This window comes from Croceibacterium segetis (assembly GCF_011320115.1).
Classification (GTDB): Bacteria; Pseudomonadota; Alphaproteobacteria; order Sphingomonadales; family Sphingomonadaceae; genus Croceibacterium_B; species Croceibacterium_B segetis.
On record NZ_JAANOZ010000007.1, the window covers coordinates 55,272 to 72,454 of the forward strand.

The window sequence follows — 17,183 nt, forward strand, 5'->3', positions numbered from 1 at the left end:
TCGGCTCCCGTGATGTGGATGCGCGGGGGAACCTCCAAGGGAGGTTACTTCCTTGCGACCGATTTGCCGACCGACACCGCCGAGCGCGACGCCTTCTTGCTCAAGGTGATGGGCAGCCCCGACCCGCGGCAGATCGACGGCATGGGCGGCGCCGACCCGCTGACCAGCAAGGTCGCCGTGATCCGCAAGTCGGCCCGCGACGGGATCGACGTCGATTACCTGTTCCTGCAGGTCTTCGTCGACCAGGCGATCGTGACCGACCAGCAGAACTGCGGCAACATCCTCGCCGGCGTCGGGCCGTTCGCGATCGAGCGCGGGCTCGTCGCGGCGACGGGCGACGAGACGCGGGTGGCGATCTTCATGGAGAACACCGGCCAGGTCGCCGTCGCCACCGTGCAGACCCCCGGCGGCGTGCCGACCTACACCGGCGACGCGCGGATCGACGGGGTGCCCGGCACCCACGCGCCGGTCCCGCTCGAATTCCGCGACACCGCCGGCTCAACTTGCGGCGCGCTGCTGCCGACCGGCAACGCGGTGGACGAGATCGAAGGCGTGCGCTGCACATTGATCGACAACGGCATGCCGTGCATCGTCTTCAAGGCCGAGGACGTCGGCGCGAGCGGCTACGAGACCCGCGCCGAGCTCGACGCGGCGGACGAGCTGAAAGCCCGCGTCGAGAACATCCGCCTTACTGCCGGGCCGCTTATGAACCTCGGCGATGTGAGCAAGAAGTCGGTCCCCAAGATGATGCTCGTCGCCCCGCCCAAGAACGGCGGCGCGGTTACCGTGCGCAGCTTCATCCCCCACCGCGCGCATGCCAGCATCGGCGTGCTCGGCGCGGTGAGCGTGGCGACCGCCTGCCTCGTCCCGGGCTCGCCCGCCGCCGAGGTGGCGGAGATTCCGGAGGGGCGCCGCAAGACGCTCAGTGTCGAGCACCCGAGCGGCGAGATGAGCTGCGTGCTCGAGGTCGACGAGGCCGGGCAGGTGCAAAGTGCCGCGCTGCTCAGGACCGCGCGCAAGCTGATGGATGGAACCGTGTTCGTATGAATGAGCGTATCGTTTCCTGGCATCCCCATCCGTCAAAGCCGACCTTCGTCCCGCCGCCCGGCGCTGTCGACGCGCACTGCCACGTGTTCGGGCCGATGGCCGAGTTCCCGTTCAGCGCCAAGGCCAAGTATCTGCCCGAGGATGCGACCCCGGAAATGCTGTTCGCGCTTCGCGATCGTCTCGGTTTTGCCAGGAACGTGATCGTCCAGGCTAGCTGTCACGGCAGCGACAACCGCGCGACCCTGAACGCTATAGCCAAGAGTGACGGCAAGGCGCGCGGCGTGGCGGTGGTCGATCCGGCGATCTCCGAGGCCGAGCTGCACGTCCTCCACGATGGCGGGATGCGCGGCATCCGCTTCAATTTCCTCAAGCGCCTCGTCGACGATGCGCCGAAGGACAAGTTTCTCGAAGTGGCCGGGCGCCTGCCGGCGGGCTGGCACGTCGTGATCTACTTCGAGGCCGACATCCTGGAAGGTCTGCGCCCGTTCATCGACGCCATTCCCGTGCCGCTTGTGGTCGATCACATGGGCCGCCCCGACGTGACCCAAGGCCCAGACGGTCCCGACATGCGCGCCTTCCGCCGCCTTCTCGAGTCGCGGCCCGACATCCACTTCAAGCCGACCTGCCCCGACCGCCTCGATCTCACGGGCGATCCGTGGAACGCCTTCGCCAAGGCCGTCCGACCGCTGGTCGAGGACTATCCCGACCGCTGCATCTGGGGCACCGACTGGCCGCATCCCAATCAGCAAAAGTTCCTCCCCGACGACGGCCACATCGTCGACATGATCCCGCGCATCGCCCCGACGGCGGAGCTGCAGCACAAGCTGCTCGTGGCGAACCCCGAGCGGCTCTATTGGGCGGACTGAGCCCCTTGGACCGGCCCGTCTGGGCCAGTCTGACGGGCGCTCACGCGCATCTGGCGCAAGGTGGCAGAATAGCGCGGCGCTACCGGCCCGAAGTCAACGTCTTCGTCGCCGGGCCCGACGAGGAACCCGAGACGCTCACGGCGATGGCCGAGCTGATTCGCGGCGAGCCGGCCTATGTCGTCCAGGCGCCCCCGATCGCCGACTTGCCGGGCCTTACTACGGTGATGCGCCGCGCCGCGGTGCAGATGGTCTTCGACGGTGCACCGCCTGCCGAAGACGACACCGAAATCATTCCGCTCGACGAAGCCGTCGCCGACGAAATGCTTGCCCTCGCCACGCTCACCGAACCGGGCCCGTTTCGCCGCGACACCCGGCTGATGGGACCGTTCTTCGGCGTCAAGCGCGAGGGCCGCCTCGCGGCGATGGCCGGCGAGCGGATGCACCCGCCCGGTTACGCGGAACTCAGCGGCGTCTGCACTCATCCCGATTTTCGCGGGCAGGGTCTCGGCCGCCGCCTGTCGGCTTTCAAGACGCGCGCCATCCTCCAGCGCGGTGAGGCACCCTTCCTCCATGCATGGAAGGACAATTTGGGCGCGATCGCGCTCTACGAGAAGCTTGGCTACCGGCAGCGCTGCGACATGAACGTCGCGGTGTTCGAGCGCGTCAAAGGTTAACCCCCACTCGGCGAATTCGTTTGACTTTTGTTCCCTTCGCCCCCACTTGGCCGCCATCGAAGCGCCTGGCAGCGTGAACTGGCGGATCCAATCCGCCCCGGCTGCGCCTCGGTCCTAGGGCCCACTCAATGGGTGCCCTTTCCCAAGAGCTTCCCTTTTCACGCGGGTCGTTCAGCACCCGCTGCAACGCGCCGATTTGCGTGCGCGCTGCCGCATATATTGCGAGTTAGAAGACTATATGACTTTCGAAACACTCGGGCTCTCGCAGCCTGTTCTCCAAGCGCTGGCGCTCAAGGGCTACGACAGCCCCACGCCGATTCAGACGCAGGCCATTCCCACCGTGCTCACCGGGCGCGACCTGCTCGGCATTGCCCAGACCGGGACCGGCAAGACCGCGGCCTTCATGCTGCCGTCGATCGACCGTCTCGTCGCTTCCGACCAGCGGCCGAAGCCGCGCAGCTGCCGTATGCTGATTCTCGCGCCGACGCGTGAGCTGGCTGGGCAGATCGCCGAGAGCGCGCGCGAGTACGCCCACTTCGCGCACCTCAAGGTCGTCACCGTGTTCGGCGGCACCTCGGTTGGGCGCAACAAGCAGGAGCTAGCGCGCGGCGTCGACGTTTGCGTCGCCACGCCAGGCCGACTGGTCGACCTCGCCGAGCAGCGCGCGATCGACCTCTCGTCGGTTGAGATCCTCGTCCTCGACGAAGCCGACCAGATGCTCGACCTCGGCTTCATCCACGCCCTCAAGCAGATCGTCAGGCTCCTGCCGAAGCAGCGCCAGACGTTGTTCTTCTCGGCGACGATGCCCAACGCGATCCGCCAGCTGGCCGATCAGTACCTGACCAATCCGGCGCAAGTCTCGGTCGCCCCGCAGGCGACCACCGCCGAGCGCGTCATCCAGCAGGTGGCGTTCTGCCAGAATACCGAGAAGCAGGCGTTCCTGACGATCCTGCTGCGCGAGGGCTTTGCCAGCAAGGAGATGGACCGCGTGCTGGTGTTCACCCGCACGAAGCACGGCGCCGATCGCGTGGTGAAGAAGCTCGCCCAGGTGGGCATCCGCGCCAATGCGATCCACGGCAACAAGAGCCAGCCGCAGCGCGAGAAGGCGCTCGGCGAGTTCCGTGCGGGTAGCGCGCGCATCCTCATCGCGACGGACATCGCCGCGCGCGGGATCGACGTCTCGGGCATCAGCCACGTGATCAACTTCGAGCTGCCCAACGTGGCCGAGCAATACGTCCACCGCATCGGCCGCACCGCGCGCGCCGGCGCCGCGGGCGTGGCGATCTCGCTCTGCGCGCCCGACGAGAAGGCTTACCTGCGTGACATCTGGAAGCTGACCAAGGCGAACCTCGAGGAAATCGGCCTGCCCGAAGGCCTCGCCGCCGAAGCGCGGATCGTCAACGCCAAGGGCCCCGAGCCGACGCGCGCCGAGCGCGACGATCGTTCGCGCGACCAGCAGCGCCGCCGCTTTCCGAACAAGGGCCCCGCCGTTCGCGCCAAGCCGCGCGGCGAGGGTGGCCATGCCCACGGCAGCAAGCCGGCGGGTGTCGGCGGCAACGGCAATCGTCGCCGCTTCAACAAGCCCCGCGCGCGCACCGCGGTTTGATTGAGTCGGGTTGGGGCGAAAGCCTCAACCCTCGTTCTCGGGCGGTGGCATCCTGCGTCGCCGGCGCCAGCGGCGCCAGCCGTATCCGCAGCTGACGAGACCGAAGCCGCACGCAAGCGTTGTGCCGCCGACGATCAGTGCGGCGAAACCGACTGCGCCGGTTACTCCCAACAGAAATTGCCAGAAAAACTCGAGAACCGACTTCAACGCGCCTCACCCACTGCCAGCGGCGGGTTTTATCCCTGATCGCTACAGGCCAAGGTCCGACAGTCCCGGATGATCCGTGGGACGCGGACCGTGCGGCCAGTGGAACAGGCGGTCGGCCTCGGCGATGGCCAGGTCGTTGATGCTGGCGTGACGCACGGCCATGAAGCCCTCGGCGTCGAACTGCCAGTTCTCGTTGCCGTACGAGCGGAACCACTGCCCACCGGCATCGTGCCACTCGTAAGCAAAGCGCACCGCGATGCGGTCGCCGGTGAACGCCCACAGCTCCTTGATCAGCCGGTACTCGCGTTCCTTCGCCCATTTGCGCGTGAGGAAGGCGACGATTTCGGCGCGCCCGTTGAGGAACTCGTCGCGGTTCCGCCAGCGGCTGTCGGGCGTGTAGGCCAGCGCGACGGCTTCCGGGTCGCGCCGGTTCCAGGCGTCCTCCGCCGCGCGCATCTTGGTCGCCGCCGTTTCGGCGGTGAACGGCGGTAGCGGCGGACGGCTCATGGCTTTGCCGGTGCGGGCGCGCCCGGGGGCCGGGGCGGCACGAACGGCGGCGGCGGCGTGCGTTTGTGCGCGGCGAAGAAGCGGAAGATCTCGGGCATGCTCGGGCCGATGATCGTGCCGTGGTCGAGGCCCGGCTTCTCGATATATTCGTGCTCCATGCCGAGCTGATCCATCGCCGCCGCCCATGTGCGCGTGCCTGCCGGCGGGACCACGTTATCGTCGCCGCCCTGGGTGATCATCAGTGGCAGCTTGGCTTCCTTGAAGTGCCCGAGCAGCGTGGTCTCGTCGCGCTGCATCATGAATGCCGCCGGCGCGATGGCGGCCGCCGCAGCCCAGATTTCCGAATGCTTCTGGCCCATGAAGATCGTGCCCGCGCCGCCCATCGAATGGCCCATCAGATAGATGCGATTGGGATCGATGGTGTAATCGTGCTGGGCGATGGCCATCACGTTCAGCACGTCGAGTTCGGACAGCTGCGTGAGGTTCGCCGGCTTGACCTCGCCGCCGCCGATCAGGATCACCGGCGAACCGTACCAGCCGGTGAAGTTGTAGCCCATCGGGCCGACGACAACGTATCCGCCTTGCTCGGCCTCGTCGATCAGCTTGTCGCGGACGATGAAGTTCGAATCGCCGCCGTAACCGTGCAACGCGACGACCAGCGGCGCCGGCACACCCGGCTTCACCTTCGACGAGACATAGAGCGTGTACTTCATCTCCTCGCCGGTCGGCAAAGTGTACGACTTTTGCTGCACCCGCGGGTCGGGCGCCATTCGCGGAGGGCGCGGCGGGCCGTTCGCCGCCGGGGGGCCGTTGCCGGGCGTTTGCGCGGACAAGGTCTGCGGAACGATCAGCGCGACGCTCAAGGCCGCGATTGTCAGGCATACGCTGCGGAAGGTTCGCTTCATGGTTTCATTATCCCCTCGGCCCCGTCTGCGCGAGGTCGAGCCAAGGGGTAACAGGCGCGCCGAAGCCGGACAACTCCGCCCTTGTCGCAAAGAGTCGCTGCCGGGAAAGCCCTAGGACTCCAGCGTCATCCGCACGAAGTCGACCGTCTGCCGTGTCGCCGCGGCGAACTCCGCCTCGGTCGCCTTGAAGCTCCCGAAGTGGGCGAACTGGTCGGGCCGCATGCCGTCAAATTCGTAGGCCTGGCGGAAGCTTGGCAGTTTCATCAGCTTTTCGACGCTCGCCTTGTTCGGCTCGCGGTCGATCGCCTTGGGATCGAAGGCACCGAGCGCCTCGTCGTTGGCCATCAGCTGGGCGATGTAGCCCGGCGGGCAGGTGTAGACCATGTCGCTGCCGGCGAAGTCCTGGATGTGGCGGCTGACGGTCTTGCCGGTGCGGTCGTCGGTTTCGACGCGCATCGAGCACTGCAGCATCTTCGAAGGATGCCCCACGCTCTTCCCGTAGTGATACGCGCGCTTGAGCACGGCTTCCTCGCCGTCGCGGATTTCGCTCAGGCTGAGCTCGATGCCGCGCGCCTTCGCTTCGGTGCGCCAGTCGCTCAGCTCGCCGAGGCGGGCCGACATATGGGTGATGACCGAGCGCCACTTCGACAGGTCCACGCCCGCCGCCTTCGCCCGGAACAGCCCTGCGCTCACCGCCGACATGCAGCGCATGTACTGCGCCACGGTGAAGCTGGTGGTGTTGTTGGTGCTGATGCCGAGCGCGGTCAGCTCTTCGAGCATCTGGTAGCCTTCCTGCGAGCCCGGCAGCTTGACCATCACGTTGGGGCCTTGCGCGGCGATCTGCAGGCCCTGGGCGAGCATCTTCTCGCCGTCGCGCACGAAGCGCGGGTCGACCTGGCCGGAGAGGAAGCCGTACTTGCCGCCAGACTTCTCCCACACCGGGCGGATCGCCGCGGCGCCCTTCTTCACCAGGTCGAGGTACATCGTCCAGTAGACGCCCTCGTAGTCGAGGCCGGGGTTCTGCCTGGCGATAGACTTGATTTCGTTCGCCCACATCTCGGGCGCGAGCTTGATCGCCTGCAGGCTGAGTGGCGGGTTGGTGGTCACCCCGCGGAAGCCCATCGTCCCTTGCGACTGGATGGTCTTGTCATCGTAGAGCCGCCTCAGCTGCTCCTCCCATTCGCCGCGCTGGCCCTCCGGCGCCTTCGCGAGCGTCTCTTCCTTCCAGCTGGGGTAGATCAGCGGCGAGGAATCCCACCAGATTTCGGCGTCGGGGTTGGTCGCGGCGAGGCGTTCTAGGATGTTCTGGGTCATCGCCGCTCCATGCCTCCGCGCGGGGTGAAAGGTCCAGCCATTTTCGAATGAGAGCGGCCCACGCTGAGCTTGGCCTGGGGTTCGTGTCAAAGTGTCGCAAGGCGCGTTCCGCGCTTGTTGAGGCAGTTGCGCGAGGTAATAGAAGCGACATGAGCCTGCGCCGCCTCGCCCTGCTTCTCGTTCCGCTGCTCGCGCCAGCGGCGCTGGCGGCGCAGGATCTGGATTCCAGGGCCGATATCGTCGTCACCGGCAAGGGCCAGTCGCTCGACCCGAACGTCGTCACCCGCCAGGCGCGCGAGGTCACGCGCGAGACCGACATCCGCTACGAGCCGTTGCCGCGATTCGACGGCTACGCGTGCCCCGGAGTGATCGGCCTGTCGCAGGAATATGCCGAGATGCTCGTCGGGCGCATCCGCATGATCGCCGAGGACTTGCATATCCCGCTGGCCCCCAACGGCAACTGCCATCCCAACATCTTCGTCAGCTTCACCGAGGATGGCCGTGCCGATCTCGCCGCGATCCAGAAGAAGACCCACCTCCTGACCGACGTGCTGACCGTGCAGGAGCAGGACGAATTGCTCGAGGAGCCCGGGCCGGTGCGGGTGCTGTCGGTGGTCGAGACGCGGATGCAGAACGGCGCGGCGATGCCGCGGCGCAAGAACCTGACCGACATCCCGACCGCGACGATGGAAGGCGGGCAGTCGCTGATCTCGACCGCGACCGAGCGCCACATCACCCAGGTCGTCGTCCTGTTCGACCGCGAGCACGCCGCCGGCAAGACGCTCCACCAGCTGGCCGATTACGCCGTGATGCGGGTGTTCGCCCGCACCCGCGACGCCAAGGGCGGCGACGCACCGGTCTCGATCCTCGGCCTGTTCGACGAAAACGGCAGCCCGCCCGACGGGATGACCGCGTTCGATCGCGCCTACCTTGCCGCGCTCTACGAAGGCCCGTCGCACACGAAGGGCATCGCCAAGATCATGCGAGTCAGCAAGAAGCTCGAGAAGATGAAGCGGACCGACGACGAGTAGGCGCTAGTTCGAAGCGGCCGGCTTGGAGGCGGCGGCGGACGGCCCGGGCCCTGCGCCGAGCGCCATCGGATCCCAGTGCTCGTCGGCCTTGCCGTCGACGAAACGCCAGGTGTCGAACCAGGTGGTGGTGTAGGTCTTGGTGGGATCGTCGGCGTAAGGAAGCTCCCGCCGGGTCAGGATGGTGACGTAGTCGCCCTCGGCCACCACCGCGACCACCGCATTGGGATCGCTCGCGCTCAGCGCCGGGCAGGGGTCGAGCGGCTTCTGCTTGGCGATATCGACGAAGTAGTGGACCACGCCGGCCAGGCCCGAGGCGGCGACTGGGTTGTGCTGGATGTAGGCATCGGTCAGCCACTCCTTCGCGCGGGCCCACTCATGGCACTTGAGCAGCTCGCGCTGGATGTGCAACGCCGCCTGCTTGTTGGTGTTGAGCTTCTTGTCCTTGGAGGTGAACAGCGATTCCGGATTCGGGTGACCGACCACGGGATCGCTGAGCGCCCGCTGCTGCGCGGCGGCGGGCATGGACAGGACCACGGCCAGCGTGGCGGCGGCGGCAAGCAGATTTTTCATCGGAACATCCTCTCCCAGAACGGCTTTGCCCTGTATGATGCACGGCAAATCGGCTTTGTCCATCATAGAGGATACACACCCTCCCCCTTGCTGCATCGCAGCAATGCTCCTATGTGCGCGCCCGAAACCCGCTTTCCCGAAAGTTTGAAACGATGTCCCTTCGCAACGTGGCGATTATCGCCCACGTCGACCACGGCAAGACAACGCTCGTCGACCAGCTGTTCCGCCAGTCCGGCACTTTCCGCGACAACCAGCGCGTGGAAGAGCGGGCGATGGATTCGAACGACCTCGAGAAGGAACGCGGGATCACCATCCTGGCGAAGTGCACCTCGGTCGAGTGGCACGGCACCCACATCAACATCGTCGACACCCCCGGGCACGCCGACTTTGGCGCCGAGGTCGAGCGGATCCTCTCCATGGTCGACGGCGTGATCCTGCTGGTCGACGCCGCCGAAGGGCCGATGCCGCAGACCAAGTTCGTCACCGGCAAGGCGCTCGGCCTCGGCCTCAGGCCCATCGTCGTGGTCAACAAGATCGACCGCCCCGACGCCCGCCCGCAGGAAGTGCTCGACGAGGTGTTCGACCTGTTTGTCGCGCTCGAGGCCGATGACGACCAGCTCGACTTCCCGGTGCTCTACGCCTCGGGTCGCGCGGGCTACGCCAGCGAGGACCAGGACGCCCGCGAAGGCACGCTCGACCCGCTGTTCAAGACCATCGTCACCCATGTGCCCGAGCCCGGGCTCGACCCCGACGCCGACTTCGCGATGATCGCCACGCTGCTCGACCGCGACAACTTCCTCGGGCGCATCCTGACCGGCCGAATCGAAAGCGGCCGGCTCGAGGTCGGCATGCCGATCCGGGCGCTCGACGTGTTCGGCAATGTCGTCGAGACCGGCCGCGCGACGAAAGTCTTTGCCTTCCAGGGCCTCGAGCGCGTGCCCGTGCTCCACGCCCAGGCGGGCGACATCGTCGCCATCGCCGGACTGACCCACGCGACCGTTTCGAACACCATCGCCGACCCGATCGTCACCATTCCGATTGCCGCCCAGCCGATCGACCCGCCGACGCTGGCAATGACCTTCGCGGTCAACGACAGCCCCTATGCCGGCCGCGAGGGCGACAAGGTGCAAAGCCGTGTGATTCGCGAACGGCTCGAGCGCGAGGCCGAAGGCAACGTCGCCATTCGCCTGACCGAAAGCCCCGAGCGCGACGCATTCGAGGTCGCCGGCCGCGGCGAACTCCAGCTCGGCGTGCTGATCGAACAGATGCGCCGCGAAGGCTTCGAGATGTCGATCAGCCGTCCGCGCGTGCTGTTCCAGGATGGCCCCAAGGGCCGCGAGGAGCCTTACGAGACCGTCGTCATCGACGTCGACGATGAATATGCCGGCACGGTCGTTGAGAAGATGGCCCAGCGCAAGGGCGAGATGACCGACATGCGCCCAAGCGGCGGCGGTAAGACCCGCCTGACCTTCACCGCGCCCAGCCGCGGCCTGATCGGCTATCACGGCGAGTTCCTCTCCGACACCCGCGGCACCGGCATCATGAACCGCCTGTTCGACCGCTACGGCCCCTACAAGGGTCCGATCCAGGGCCGCCAGAACGGCGTGCTGATCTCAATGGAGCAGGGCGAGGCGGTGCCTTACGCGCTCAACATGCTCGAAGAGCGCGGCGTGCTGTTCATCGCCCCGGGCGAAAAGCTCTATGAAGGCATGGTCATCGGCGAGAACGCCAAGCCGCAGGACTTGGAGGTCAACCCGCTCAAGTCCAAGCAGCTGACCAACTTCCGCTCGACCGGCAAGGACGAAGCCGTCCGCCTCACCCCGCCGCGGCGCATGACGCTGGAACAGGCGATCGCCTACATCCAGGACGACGAACTGGTCGAGGTGACCCCAAAGAGCATCCGGCTGCGCAAGCGCTACCTCGATCCGCACGAGCGGAAGAAGGCGTCGCGGGCGGCGGCCTGAGCCTACCGGCTTACGTCGAGGCTGGCTCCGGCCGGGAAGGCCCCGCCGGGACCGTTTCCGACAGTGCTCACGCCGGCCCCGGGCCTGCCAATGGTGACGGTCTTGCCGGCGGCATTGTCGACCACCAGCTTGACCCACAGCGAGTCCTTGTCCTTGAAGTATGAGGTGTCATGCGCGGCGCGCAGCGCGTCCAGGCTGCCTTGCGGCGCGCCCCCGGCGGCCTTGGTGAAGCCGGGAAGTTCGAAGATGACCGAGGAGCCGTCATTCATTTCCGTCAGGGAAAGCGACAAGTCCTTCTTGCCGGTCTCCACCCTGACCTCAGCTCCGCTCCGGATCGTGGTCTGCCCGGTGTATTCCCACCGCCTGCCGTTGCGGCTGAGCATGACCGGATCGGCGATGGGGCCGCTGCCGAAACCGAAGTTGCCGCCGAGCGCGAAATATCCGAAATCACCCTTGCAAACGGCCGCGCCCCAGGCGGGCTTGATCGTGCAGGCCTGGTCGTCGTCGGCGATGCCGTTGTCGAGGACGATGTAGGAATCGGGGACGCCGCCGACCGAGCCGTCCTTGTCGTGGATCGCCGCGCCCCGCCAGGCGTTCTGGCGGCCGAAATCCGAGGCCCACCTGCGCACCACCGGCGGGAAACCGACCGGCTTGGAGTTGACGAATTTCGCACCCTCGACGGCGTTTTCGGTGCTCATGCCGAAGCTGGTGTACATCAGGTAGGAGATCGCTTCCGCATCGCGCGTGGCGTTCGGCTGGAAGTTTATGAACGTCGTGTTTTCCACGTCATGCCGCAGATCGTAGTACTCGTAGCCGCGGATCGGGAAATCAGGGATGTCGTTCGGCATGCTTCGGCCGTAGGCAATTTCCTGCGCCGTCCTCGGGGTACCGATGTTGTCGCTTTCGCCGACGAAGATCGAGTCGACGACCTTTGAGGTATACGGTGCGCGACCGACCGCGGAGGCCGCGTGAGTGAAGCCGACGGCGTTGTCGGCCACCCTTAGGTTCTTGAACAGGTGCAGCTCGCCGCGGCCCCAGACGCCGCCGTGGCGGTTCTTGTAGCTGGTGAAATTCTCGAACACCGAACCCTTCGGCTCGCTGTTCGGGTCATTCGGATCGGCAAAGGCGAAGTGGTAGTTGCTGCCGCCGACGCTGAAGGTGCCGTCGGGCTTGGGGCCGCGGTCGAACATGAAGCCGTCGAAGTTGGAATGGGCGGTGTTGCCGCTGAACTCGCGCACCGAGGTTCGCCGCGGCCAGCCTGGCTTGCCTTCGTTTGCGCCGGTCGGATGCTCGGGCAGGGCGAACCAGAAGCCGACCTCGTCGGAGCCCGCGGCCACGTTGTCGCGATAGCTGTTGTCGGGATTCGTGACCCAGAACGCCGACACCGTGTTGTCCGACGGGATCAGGACCTGCTTCGAAGCCTGCCCGGCCGCGCCCGAGCCCGGCCCACCCCCCGATCCGGCCGGGCCGAGGTTGGTCGGCACGCACGGCAGGGTCGGATGGCACTTCACCATGATCGCCAGGTTATGAACGAACTGATTGCCCGTCTCGACAGCGTCTTCGAGGAAGAAGCAATGTCCGACCGTGTTGTAGGTCACGTTGTTTTCGACCAGCACGTCGTTGGTGCCATGGACCGTCACGCAGCGGCTGTAGGTATCGTGGATCGACGAGTTCTGGATGTACTGGCCTTTGCCCTCACCAACGAGGTGCCAGTGCATCGGATAACGGGCCAGGTGGAGGTGCTGTCCCATGCGCGACAGCTCGACGCCCGAGATGTGGACCTCGGAACCGGGCATCGCCATTATGTGCCCGCCGAAGTAGGTTTTCTCAGTGTCGTCCGAAGCCTGGATGCGGATGTTGCGCGTCAGCAGGCCGACTTCGCCGCGCTCGTCGACGCCATAGGTGACTTCACCATAGTGCATGTACTGAAGCGGTTTATCGAGCGTCAACGCATTTCCGCTGGCGGCGGCGATAGTGCGCTTCTCCGCCTGGCGTGGATCAAAGTCGGTTGACGCCAGCACGATCACGTCGCCTTTTCGCCAACCGCGGGCATTCGATACTTCGATCCTCGAGCTGCCGGCCTTGGCGGTCCTGGCGAGCTTGGTCCACGTGTTCGTGCGGTCACCGTGCAGTTCGAGCGTGCCGCCCATGCTCAGAATCCCGCGGTCCCCCATCGTGTTGATATTTTCGTCGGGGACCTTGTCGGTCAGGGTGATGGTCGCGTTGTGCGTGTAGGGCTTGGCCTCGCTGCCGATCTGCAGCTCACCCCGCCGCAGGTAGATCCACTCGGTCTCCAGGCCGATATCGGTCCTGTCCGAAAAGCTGAGCTTGCCGTCGATCGTCAAGCTGCGCAGCGCCGGCGGGGTGACGTCGAGGACGACATCCATGTCCCGGCCGATGGTGACGGCGTCGCCCTTGCCTGGGACCTTCCCGTCGGGCCAGGAAGCAGGATCGGACCAAAGCAATTTCCTGGCCGCTGGCGCTGGCGTTCGTGAGTCTTCGTCCAGATGGGCGTTTGCGTGGCTTTCCTGAGCTTCGGCGGCAACTCCTGCGCCGAGCACCAGCGACACTGGCAAAAGCCAGGAAACAAGGAGCAGCCAGGATTGCCTGCGCATGACGTCGATCCCCCTCCGGCGGGACTGTGAGTCCCACATTCCATTTTGGACATGTGCAACGAAGAGGCCGATTTGCCAAGCGTGCTGCCACGTCCGCACTGAGATAAGTTGTAATGGATTGTAACGATTCGCCAGTGTTCGCGGCGCTGCCAGGCGGACGTTGGCACGCGGGAAGCGTCGCTTGCCTCAGCTTGAATCGGATGCTGCTGGCGGCGGCTCAGGGTCGCGCGGGCTCACCTACTCGGCGGGCTCGGCGACTTGCGCTTGCAGCTTCTCGATACCCAGGACTTTGAGCGCCAGCCGCTCGTAGGCCGGCTCGACCACGCCACTTTTCACCTTGTGCATGAAGTACTTCTCGAAGCCGATCTTGGCGAGGTGGACCCAGCGGCCCTCGGACGACCAGTTGGCATTCCTCGGCGGGATCTGCGGCTGGGCGACGAAGGCGACGCCGCCGTCGCCGAAATCGGCCAGGCACACCGCATTCCAGGTCGCCCGGTGCTTCGGCTCGCCGCCGTCGAGGATCTCGCGCAGATTGTGTGCGATTGCGGTCGACATGCTCTCGATCATGAACCCGGTCTTGGGCACCCCGACCGGAACCAGCGACGGGCCGGTCGGCGGGATGGCGATGCACACGCCGAGCGCGAAGACGTTATGGAATGCGGGGTTGCGCTGGAACTCGTCGACCAGCACGAAGCCGCGCGGATTGACCAGGCCCTCGATGCCCTGGAGCGGCTTGATGCCGCGGAAGGCCGGCAGCATCATCGCGAACTTGAAGGGCAGCTCGTGCGGCACCGGGTCGCCGCTCTCGCGCAGCTCGTCGAAGGCGATCGTGCCGGGCGCGAAGCGCGTGGTCTTGGCGTTGGTGACCCACTTGATCGTGCGGTTGCGCAGCTCGCTCTCGAGCATCGACTTGGTATCGCCGACGCCGTCGAGGCCGAGGTGGCCGATGTAGGGCTCGGGAGTGACGAAAGTCATCGGCACCCTGTGGCGCAGCTTGCGCCGCCGCAGCTCGGTGTCGAGGATCATCGCGAACTCGTAGGCTGGGCCGAAGCACGAGGCGCCCTGGACCGCACCGACGACGATCGGGCCGGGGTCGGCGCAGAAGCGCTCGAACGCCTCGTGCGCCTCCTCGGCATGGGGCGTGGTGCAGATCGAGGCGATGTTCGCCTGCGGACCGAAGCCCTCGATCTCGTCGAACGCGAGCTCGGGACCGGTGGCGATGACGAGGTAGTCGTAGGGCAGGCTCGAGCCGTCGGTCAGCTCGAGGCGGTTCTCCGCCGGGTTCAGCCGCTGGGCGGCGCTCGCGGTGAAGCGAATCTGCTTGCGAGCGAGCACCGGCGCCAGCTCGACCTGGATCGCCGCGGGCTCGCGCCAGCCGACCGCGACCCACGGGTTGGATGGCGTGAACGAAAACGCCGGGCGATCCGACACGAGATGGATCTGCGCGCGATCGCCAAGCGTCTCACGCAGTTCGTAGGCGGCGACGGTGCCGCCGAGACCGCCGCCGAGGACGACGATGCGGGGTTTTGTTTCGCCGGTCATGGCAATCTCCTTTGCCGCGCATTGTGGTCCGCGCAGCTCGCCGGGCCATTGGGAAATCTACGAGGCGACCCGCTCTTCAATTAGGCATTGCTAAATTAGCATATGCTAATATATTGGCGGTCATGGACGTGCCGATCGCTCTCGATGATCTCACCGGCAACGCCGCCGAAGCGGCCGAGCTGCTTCGCGCGCTCTCGAGCGCTCCGCGCCTGCTGGTGATGTGCCACCTCGCCGCCTCCGGCGAATTGTCGCCGGGCGAGCTGGCCGAGCGTATCGGCCTCAGCCAGTCAGCCTTGTCGCAGCACCTCACCAAGCTGCGCGAGCAAGATCTCGTCGCCTACCGCCGCGAGTCGCAGAGCCTGCGCTACCGCGTCGCCGATCCAAAGGCGCTGCGGCTGTTGCAGCTGCTCCACGAACTGTTCTGCCCCAATCTGGACTAGCCACCCTGGGACCTTTCCGGATCGTCGCCGAGATCCACACGCCGCACAAATGCCACGTCGAAACAGGATCAAACCGATGCATCATGACCCCTTTCTCCAGCGCGCCATCGACCAGGTGCAGAGGACGTTGAGCGGTGAGCTGCGCGCGCCCGTGGTGCGCGGCTTCTTTCACGAGCCGACCTTCACCGCGAGTTACGTGGTCCACGATCCGGTCACCAAGCGCGCGGCAATCGTCGACTCGGTGCTCGATTTCGACCAGGCTTCGGGGCGCACATCGACGCCGTTCGCCGACGAAATGATCGCCTACGTCCGGGAGCACGATCTCGCCGTCGACTGGCTGCTCGAAACCCACGCCCACGCCGATCACCTCTCGGCCGCGCCGTACCTGCAGGAGAAGCTCGGCGGGAAGCTCGTCATCGGCAGGGCCATCCTGACGGTGCAGGAGGTTTTCGGCAAAGTGTTCAACGAGGGCAGCGATTTCGCCCGTGACGGCTCGCAGTTCGACGAGCTGCTCGACGACGGCGATGCGCTGACGCTCGGCGACATTCCCCTGATCGCGTTGCATGTGCCGGGCCACACCCCGGCGGACCTGGCCTATCTGATTGGCGACGCCGCGTTCATCGGCGACACGCTGTTCATGCCCGATTACGGCACCGCGCGGGCCGATTTCCCCGGCGGCGACGCGCATCAGCTGTTCAAGTCTATCCGCCGCCTGATGGCCTTGCCCGACAGCACGCGCGTATTCCTGTGCCACGACTACAAGGCGCCGGGGCGCGACGCGTTCGCGTGGGAGACCACGATCGGAGCCGAGCGCACTGCGAATGTTCACGTGCACGACGGGGTTTCCGAGGACGAGTTCGTGGCGATGCGCACTGCGCGCGATGCCACACTCGACATGCCGCGGCTGATCCTGCCCTCGGTGCAGATAAACATGCGCGGCGGACAATTGCCCGAGCCCGAAGCGAACGGCACGCGCTACCTCAAGCTGCCGCTCAACGTGTTGTGAGGGCGCGATGCTGACTTCCGCGACCATTCTGTCCGCATTGCTCGGCGGTCTGCTGATCGGCTCGGCCGCGGGCCTGCTTCTGCTGCTGTCCGGCCGGATCGCCGGAGTGAGCGGAATGGCGGCTGCAGCCCTGCGGATCGCCGACAAGGGCCCTCCGTGGAGCCAGGCTGCGGCCTTCACGATCGGCCTGCCGATCGGGGCGGCCGTCGTCCTGGCGATCGTCGGGCGTCCCGAAGTGACGATAACCTCATCGGTGCCCCTGCTCGTCGCCGGCGGCTTGCTGGTCGGCTTCGGCACCCGCCTCGGCAACGGCTGCACCAGCGGCCACGGCGTTTGCGGTTTGGCGCGGCTCTCGCCTCGCTCGCTCGCGGCGACCGCGGCATTCATGGGCGCGGGCATCGCCACCGTTTTCGTGGCCCGTCACATCCTGGGAGCGGGCTGATGCGACATGCACTTCCCGGCCTTGTCGTCGGCACCCTGTTCGGCGCGGGTCTCGCGCTTTCGGGGATGACGAACCCCGCGCGCGTGCTCGGCTTTCTCGACATCGGCGGCCGGTGGGACCCGACGCTGGCCTTCGTTCTTGCCGCTGCGCTCGTGCCCTCGGCCTTAGCCTACCTGCTCGTCCGCCGGATGGAGCGGCCGGTCATGGCCGAGGAATTCTGCATTCCGCAGAACCGCACCGTCGAAGCGCGCCTGCTCGCCGGCGGCGCGCTGTTCGGCATCGGCTGGGGCCTCGTCGGGCTGTGCCCCGGTCCCGCGCTGGCCGGGCTCGCTTTCGGCGTCTGGCAGAGCTGGGCATTCGTCGCGGCGATGGTCGCGGGAATGTGGCTGCAACGGCTCTACGCCGACTTACGCGACCATCGGCCCGTTCACTTCACAGGATGATTGT

At 66.4% G+C, this 17,183-nt stretch carries 16 protein-coding genes; 10 read left to right on the forward strand and 6 right to left on the reverse strand.

Features of this window, described 5'->3' with window-relative positions; all coding sequences use genetic code 11:
* Window positions 1–12 precede the first annotated feature (12 nt).
* The 4 genes from G7B69_RS09775 to G7B69_RS09790 all read left to right on the forward strand — a co-directional run bounded on the left by G7B69_RS09775 (window position 13) and on the right by G7B69_RS09790 (window position 4,193).
* Window positions 13–1,047, forward strand: coding sequence for a 4-oxalomesaconate tautomerase (locus G7B69_RS09775; protein WP_166178922.1), 1,035 nt, complete (start codon window positions 13–15; stop codon window positions 1,045–1,047).
* Complete coding sequence (locus G7B69_RS09780; RefSeq protein WP_166178692.1) at window positions 1,044–1,913, forward strand: amidohydrolase family protein; 870 nt, start codon at window positions 1,044–1,046, stop codon at window positions 1,911–1,913. The genes G7B69_RS09775 and G7B69_RS09780 overlap by 4 nt, the downstream gene beginning before the upstream one ends.
* A gap of 5 nt (window positions 1,914–1,918) precedes the next feature.
* Window positions 1,919–2,587: a GNAT family N-acetyltransferase gene (locus G7B69_RS09785; RefSeq protein ID WP_207785995.1), complete on the forward strand. Its 669-nt coding sequence runs from the start codon at window positions 1,919–1,921 to the stop codon at window positions 2,585–2,587.
* Between the two features lie 238 nt (window positions 2,588–2,825).
* Window positions 2,826–4,193, forward strand: a complete 1,368-nt coding sequence (locus G7B69_RS09790; RefSeq protein WP_166178694.1) for a DEAD/DEAH box helicase — start codon at window positions 2,826–2,828, stop codon at window positions 4,191–4,193.
* Between the two features lie 249 nt (window positions 4,194–4,442).
* Here the strand turns inward: G7B69_RS09790 and G7B69_RS09795 are convergent, their stop codons facing one another.
* The 3 genes from G7B69_RS09795 to G7B69_RS09805 all read right to left on the reverse strand — a co-directional run bounded on the left by G7B69_RS09795 (window position 4,443) and on the right by G7B69_RS09805 (window position 7,126).
* A complete protein-coding gene (locus G7B69_RS09795) occupies window positions 4,443–4,907 on the reverse strand; it encodes a nuclear transport factor 2 family protein (protein WP_166178696.1) in 465 nt (154 codons plus the stop codon).
* The gene (locus tag G7B69_RS09800) at window positions 4,904–5,812 is read right to left on the reverse strand and encodes a carboxylesterase family protein (protein WP_166178698.1); all 909 of its coding nucleotides are present in this window, start codon (window positions 5,810–5,812) and stop codon (window positions 4,904–4,906) included. Before G7B69_RS09800 ends, G7B69_RS09795 begins: the two co-directional genes overlap by 4 nt.
* Before the next feature lie 111 nt (window positions 5,813–5,923).
* On the reverse strand, window positions 5,924–7,126 hold the full coding sequence (locus G7B69_RS09805; RefSeq protein WP_166178700.1) for a transaldolase family protein: 1,203 nt from the start codon (window positions 7,124–7,126) through the stop codon (window positions 5,924–5,926).
* A gap of 149 nt (window positions 7,127–7,275) precedes the next feature.
* Here G7B69_RS09805 and G7B69_RS09810 point away from each other — a divergent pair, with 149 nt between their 5' ends.
* Window positions 7,276–8,157, forward strand: coding sequence for a hypothetical protein (locus tag G7B69_RS09810; RefSeq protein WP_166178702.1), 882 nt, complete (start codon window positions 7,276–7,278; stop codon window positions 8,155–8,157).
* 3 nt (window positions 8,158–8,160) lie between these two features.
* On the opposite strand, the gene G7B69_RS09815 is transcribed toward G7B69_RS09810, so the two are convergent.
* Window positions 8,161–8,727 carry a nuclear transport factor 2 family protein gene (locus G7B69_RS09815; protein WP_166178704.1) on the reverse strand — a complete coding sequence of 189 codons (567 nt, stop codon included), beginning with the start codon at window positions 8,725–8,727 and terminating at the stop codon, window positions 8,161–8,163.
* Between the two features lie 152 nt (window positions 8,728–8,879).
* On the opposite strand from G7B69_RS09815, the gene typA reads away from it, so the two are divergent.
* Window positions 8,880–10,691, forward strand: a complete 1,812-nt coding sequence (gene typA / locus G7B69_RS09820; RefSeq protein WP_166178706.1) for a translational GTPase TypA — start codon at window positions 8,880–8,882, stop codon at window positions 10,689–10,691.
* A 2-nt stretch (window positions 10,692–10,693) separates the two neighbouring features.
* Here typA and G7B69_RS09825 read toward each other — a convergent pair whose 3' ends face one another.
* Both G7B69_RS09825 and G7B69_RS09830 read right to left on the reverse strand, forming a co-directional pair.
* On the reverse strand, window positions 10,694–13,306 hold the full coding sequence (locus G7B69_RS09825; RefSeq protein ID WP_166178708.1) for a G8 domain-containing protein: 2,613 nt from the start codon (window positions 13,304–13,306) through the stop codon (window positions 10,694–10,696).
* A gap of 237 nt (window positions 13,307–13,543) precedes the next feature.
* Window positions 13,544–14,848 (reverse strand): NAD(P)/FAD-dependent oxidoreductase, encoded by a 1,305-nt coding sequence (locus tag G7B69_RS09830; protein WP_166178710.1) that lies wholly within the window; start codon window positions 14,846–14,848, stop codon window positions 13,544–13,546.
* Window positions 14,849–14,970: 122 nt separating this feature from the next.
* Here G7B69_RS09830 and G7B69_RS09835 point away from each other — a divergent pair, with 122 nt between their 5' ends.
* The 4 genes from G7B69_RS09835 (at window position 14,971) to G7B69_RS09850 (ending at window position 17,179) form a co-directional block, all read left to right on the forward strand.
* Window positions 14,971–15,288: an ArsR/SmtB family transcription factor gene (locus G7B69_RS09835; RefSeq protein ID WP_166178712.1), complete on the forward strand. Its 318-nt coding sequence runs from the start codon at window positions 14,971–14,973 to the stop codon at window positions 15,286–15,288.
* A 76-nt stretch (window positions 15,289–15,364) separates the two neighbouring features.
* The gene (locus tag G7B69_RS09840; protein ID WP_166178714.1) at window positions 15,365–16,294 is read left to right on the forward strand and encodes an MBL fold metallo-hydrolase; all 930 of its coding nucleotides are present in this window, start codon (window positions 15,365–15,367) and stop codon (window positions 16,292–16,294) included.
* 7 nt (window positions 16,295–16,301) lie between these two features.
* Window positions 16,302–16,736 carry a YeeE/YedE family protein gene (locus G7B69_RS09845; protein WP_166178716.1) on the forward strand — a complete coding sequence of 145 codons (435 nt, stop codon included), beginning with the start codon at window positions 16,302–16,304 and terminating at the stop codon, window positions 16,734–16,736.
* Window positions 16,736–17,179 (forward strand): YeeE/YedE family protein, encoded by a 444-nt coding sequence (locus G7B69_RS09850; RefSeq protein ID WP_166178718.1) that lies wholly within the window; start codon window positions 16,736–16,738, stop codon window positions 17,177–17,179. The genes G7B69_RS09845 and G7B69_RS09850 overlap by 1 nt, the downstream gene beginning before the upstream one ends.
* The last annotated feature ends 4 nt before the right edge of the window (window positions 17,180–17,183 follow it).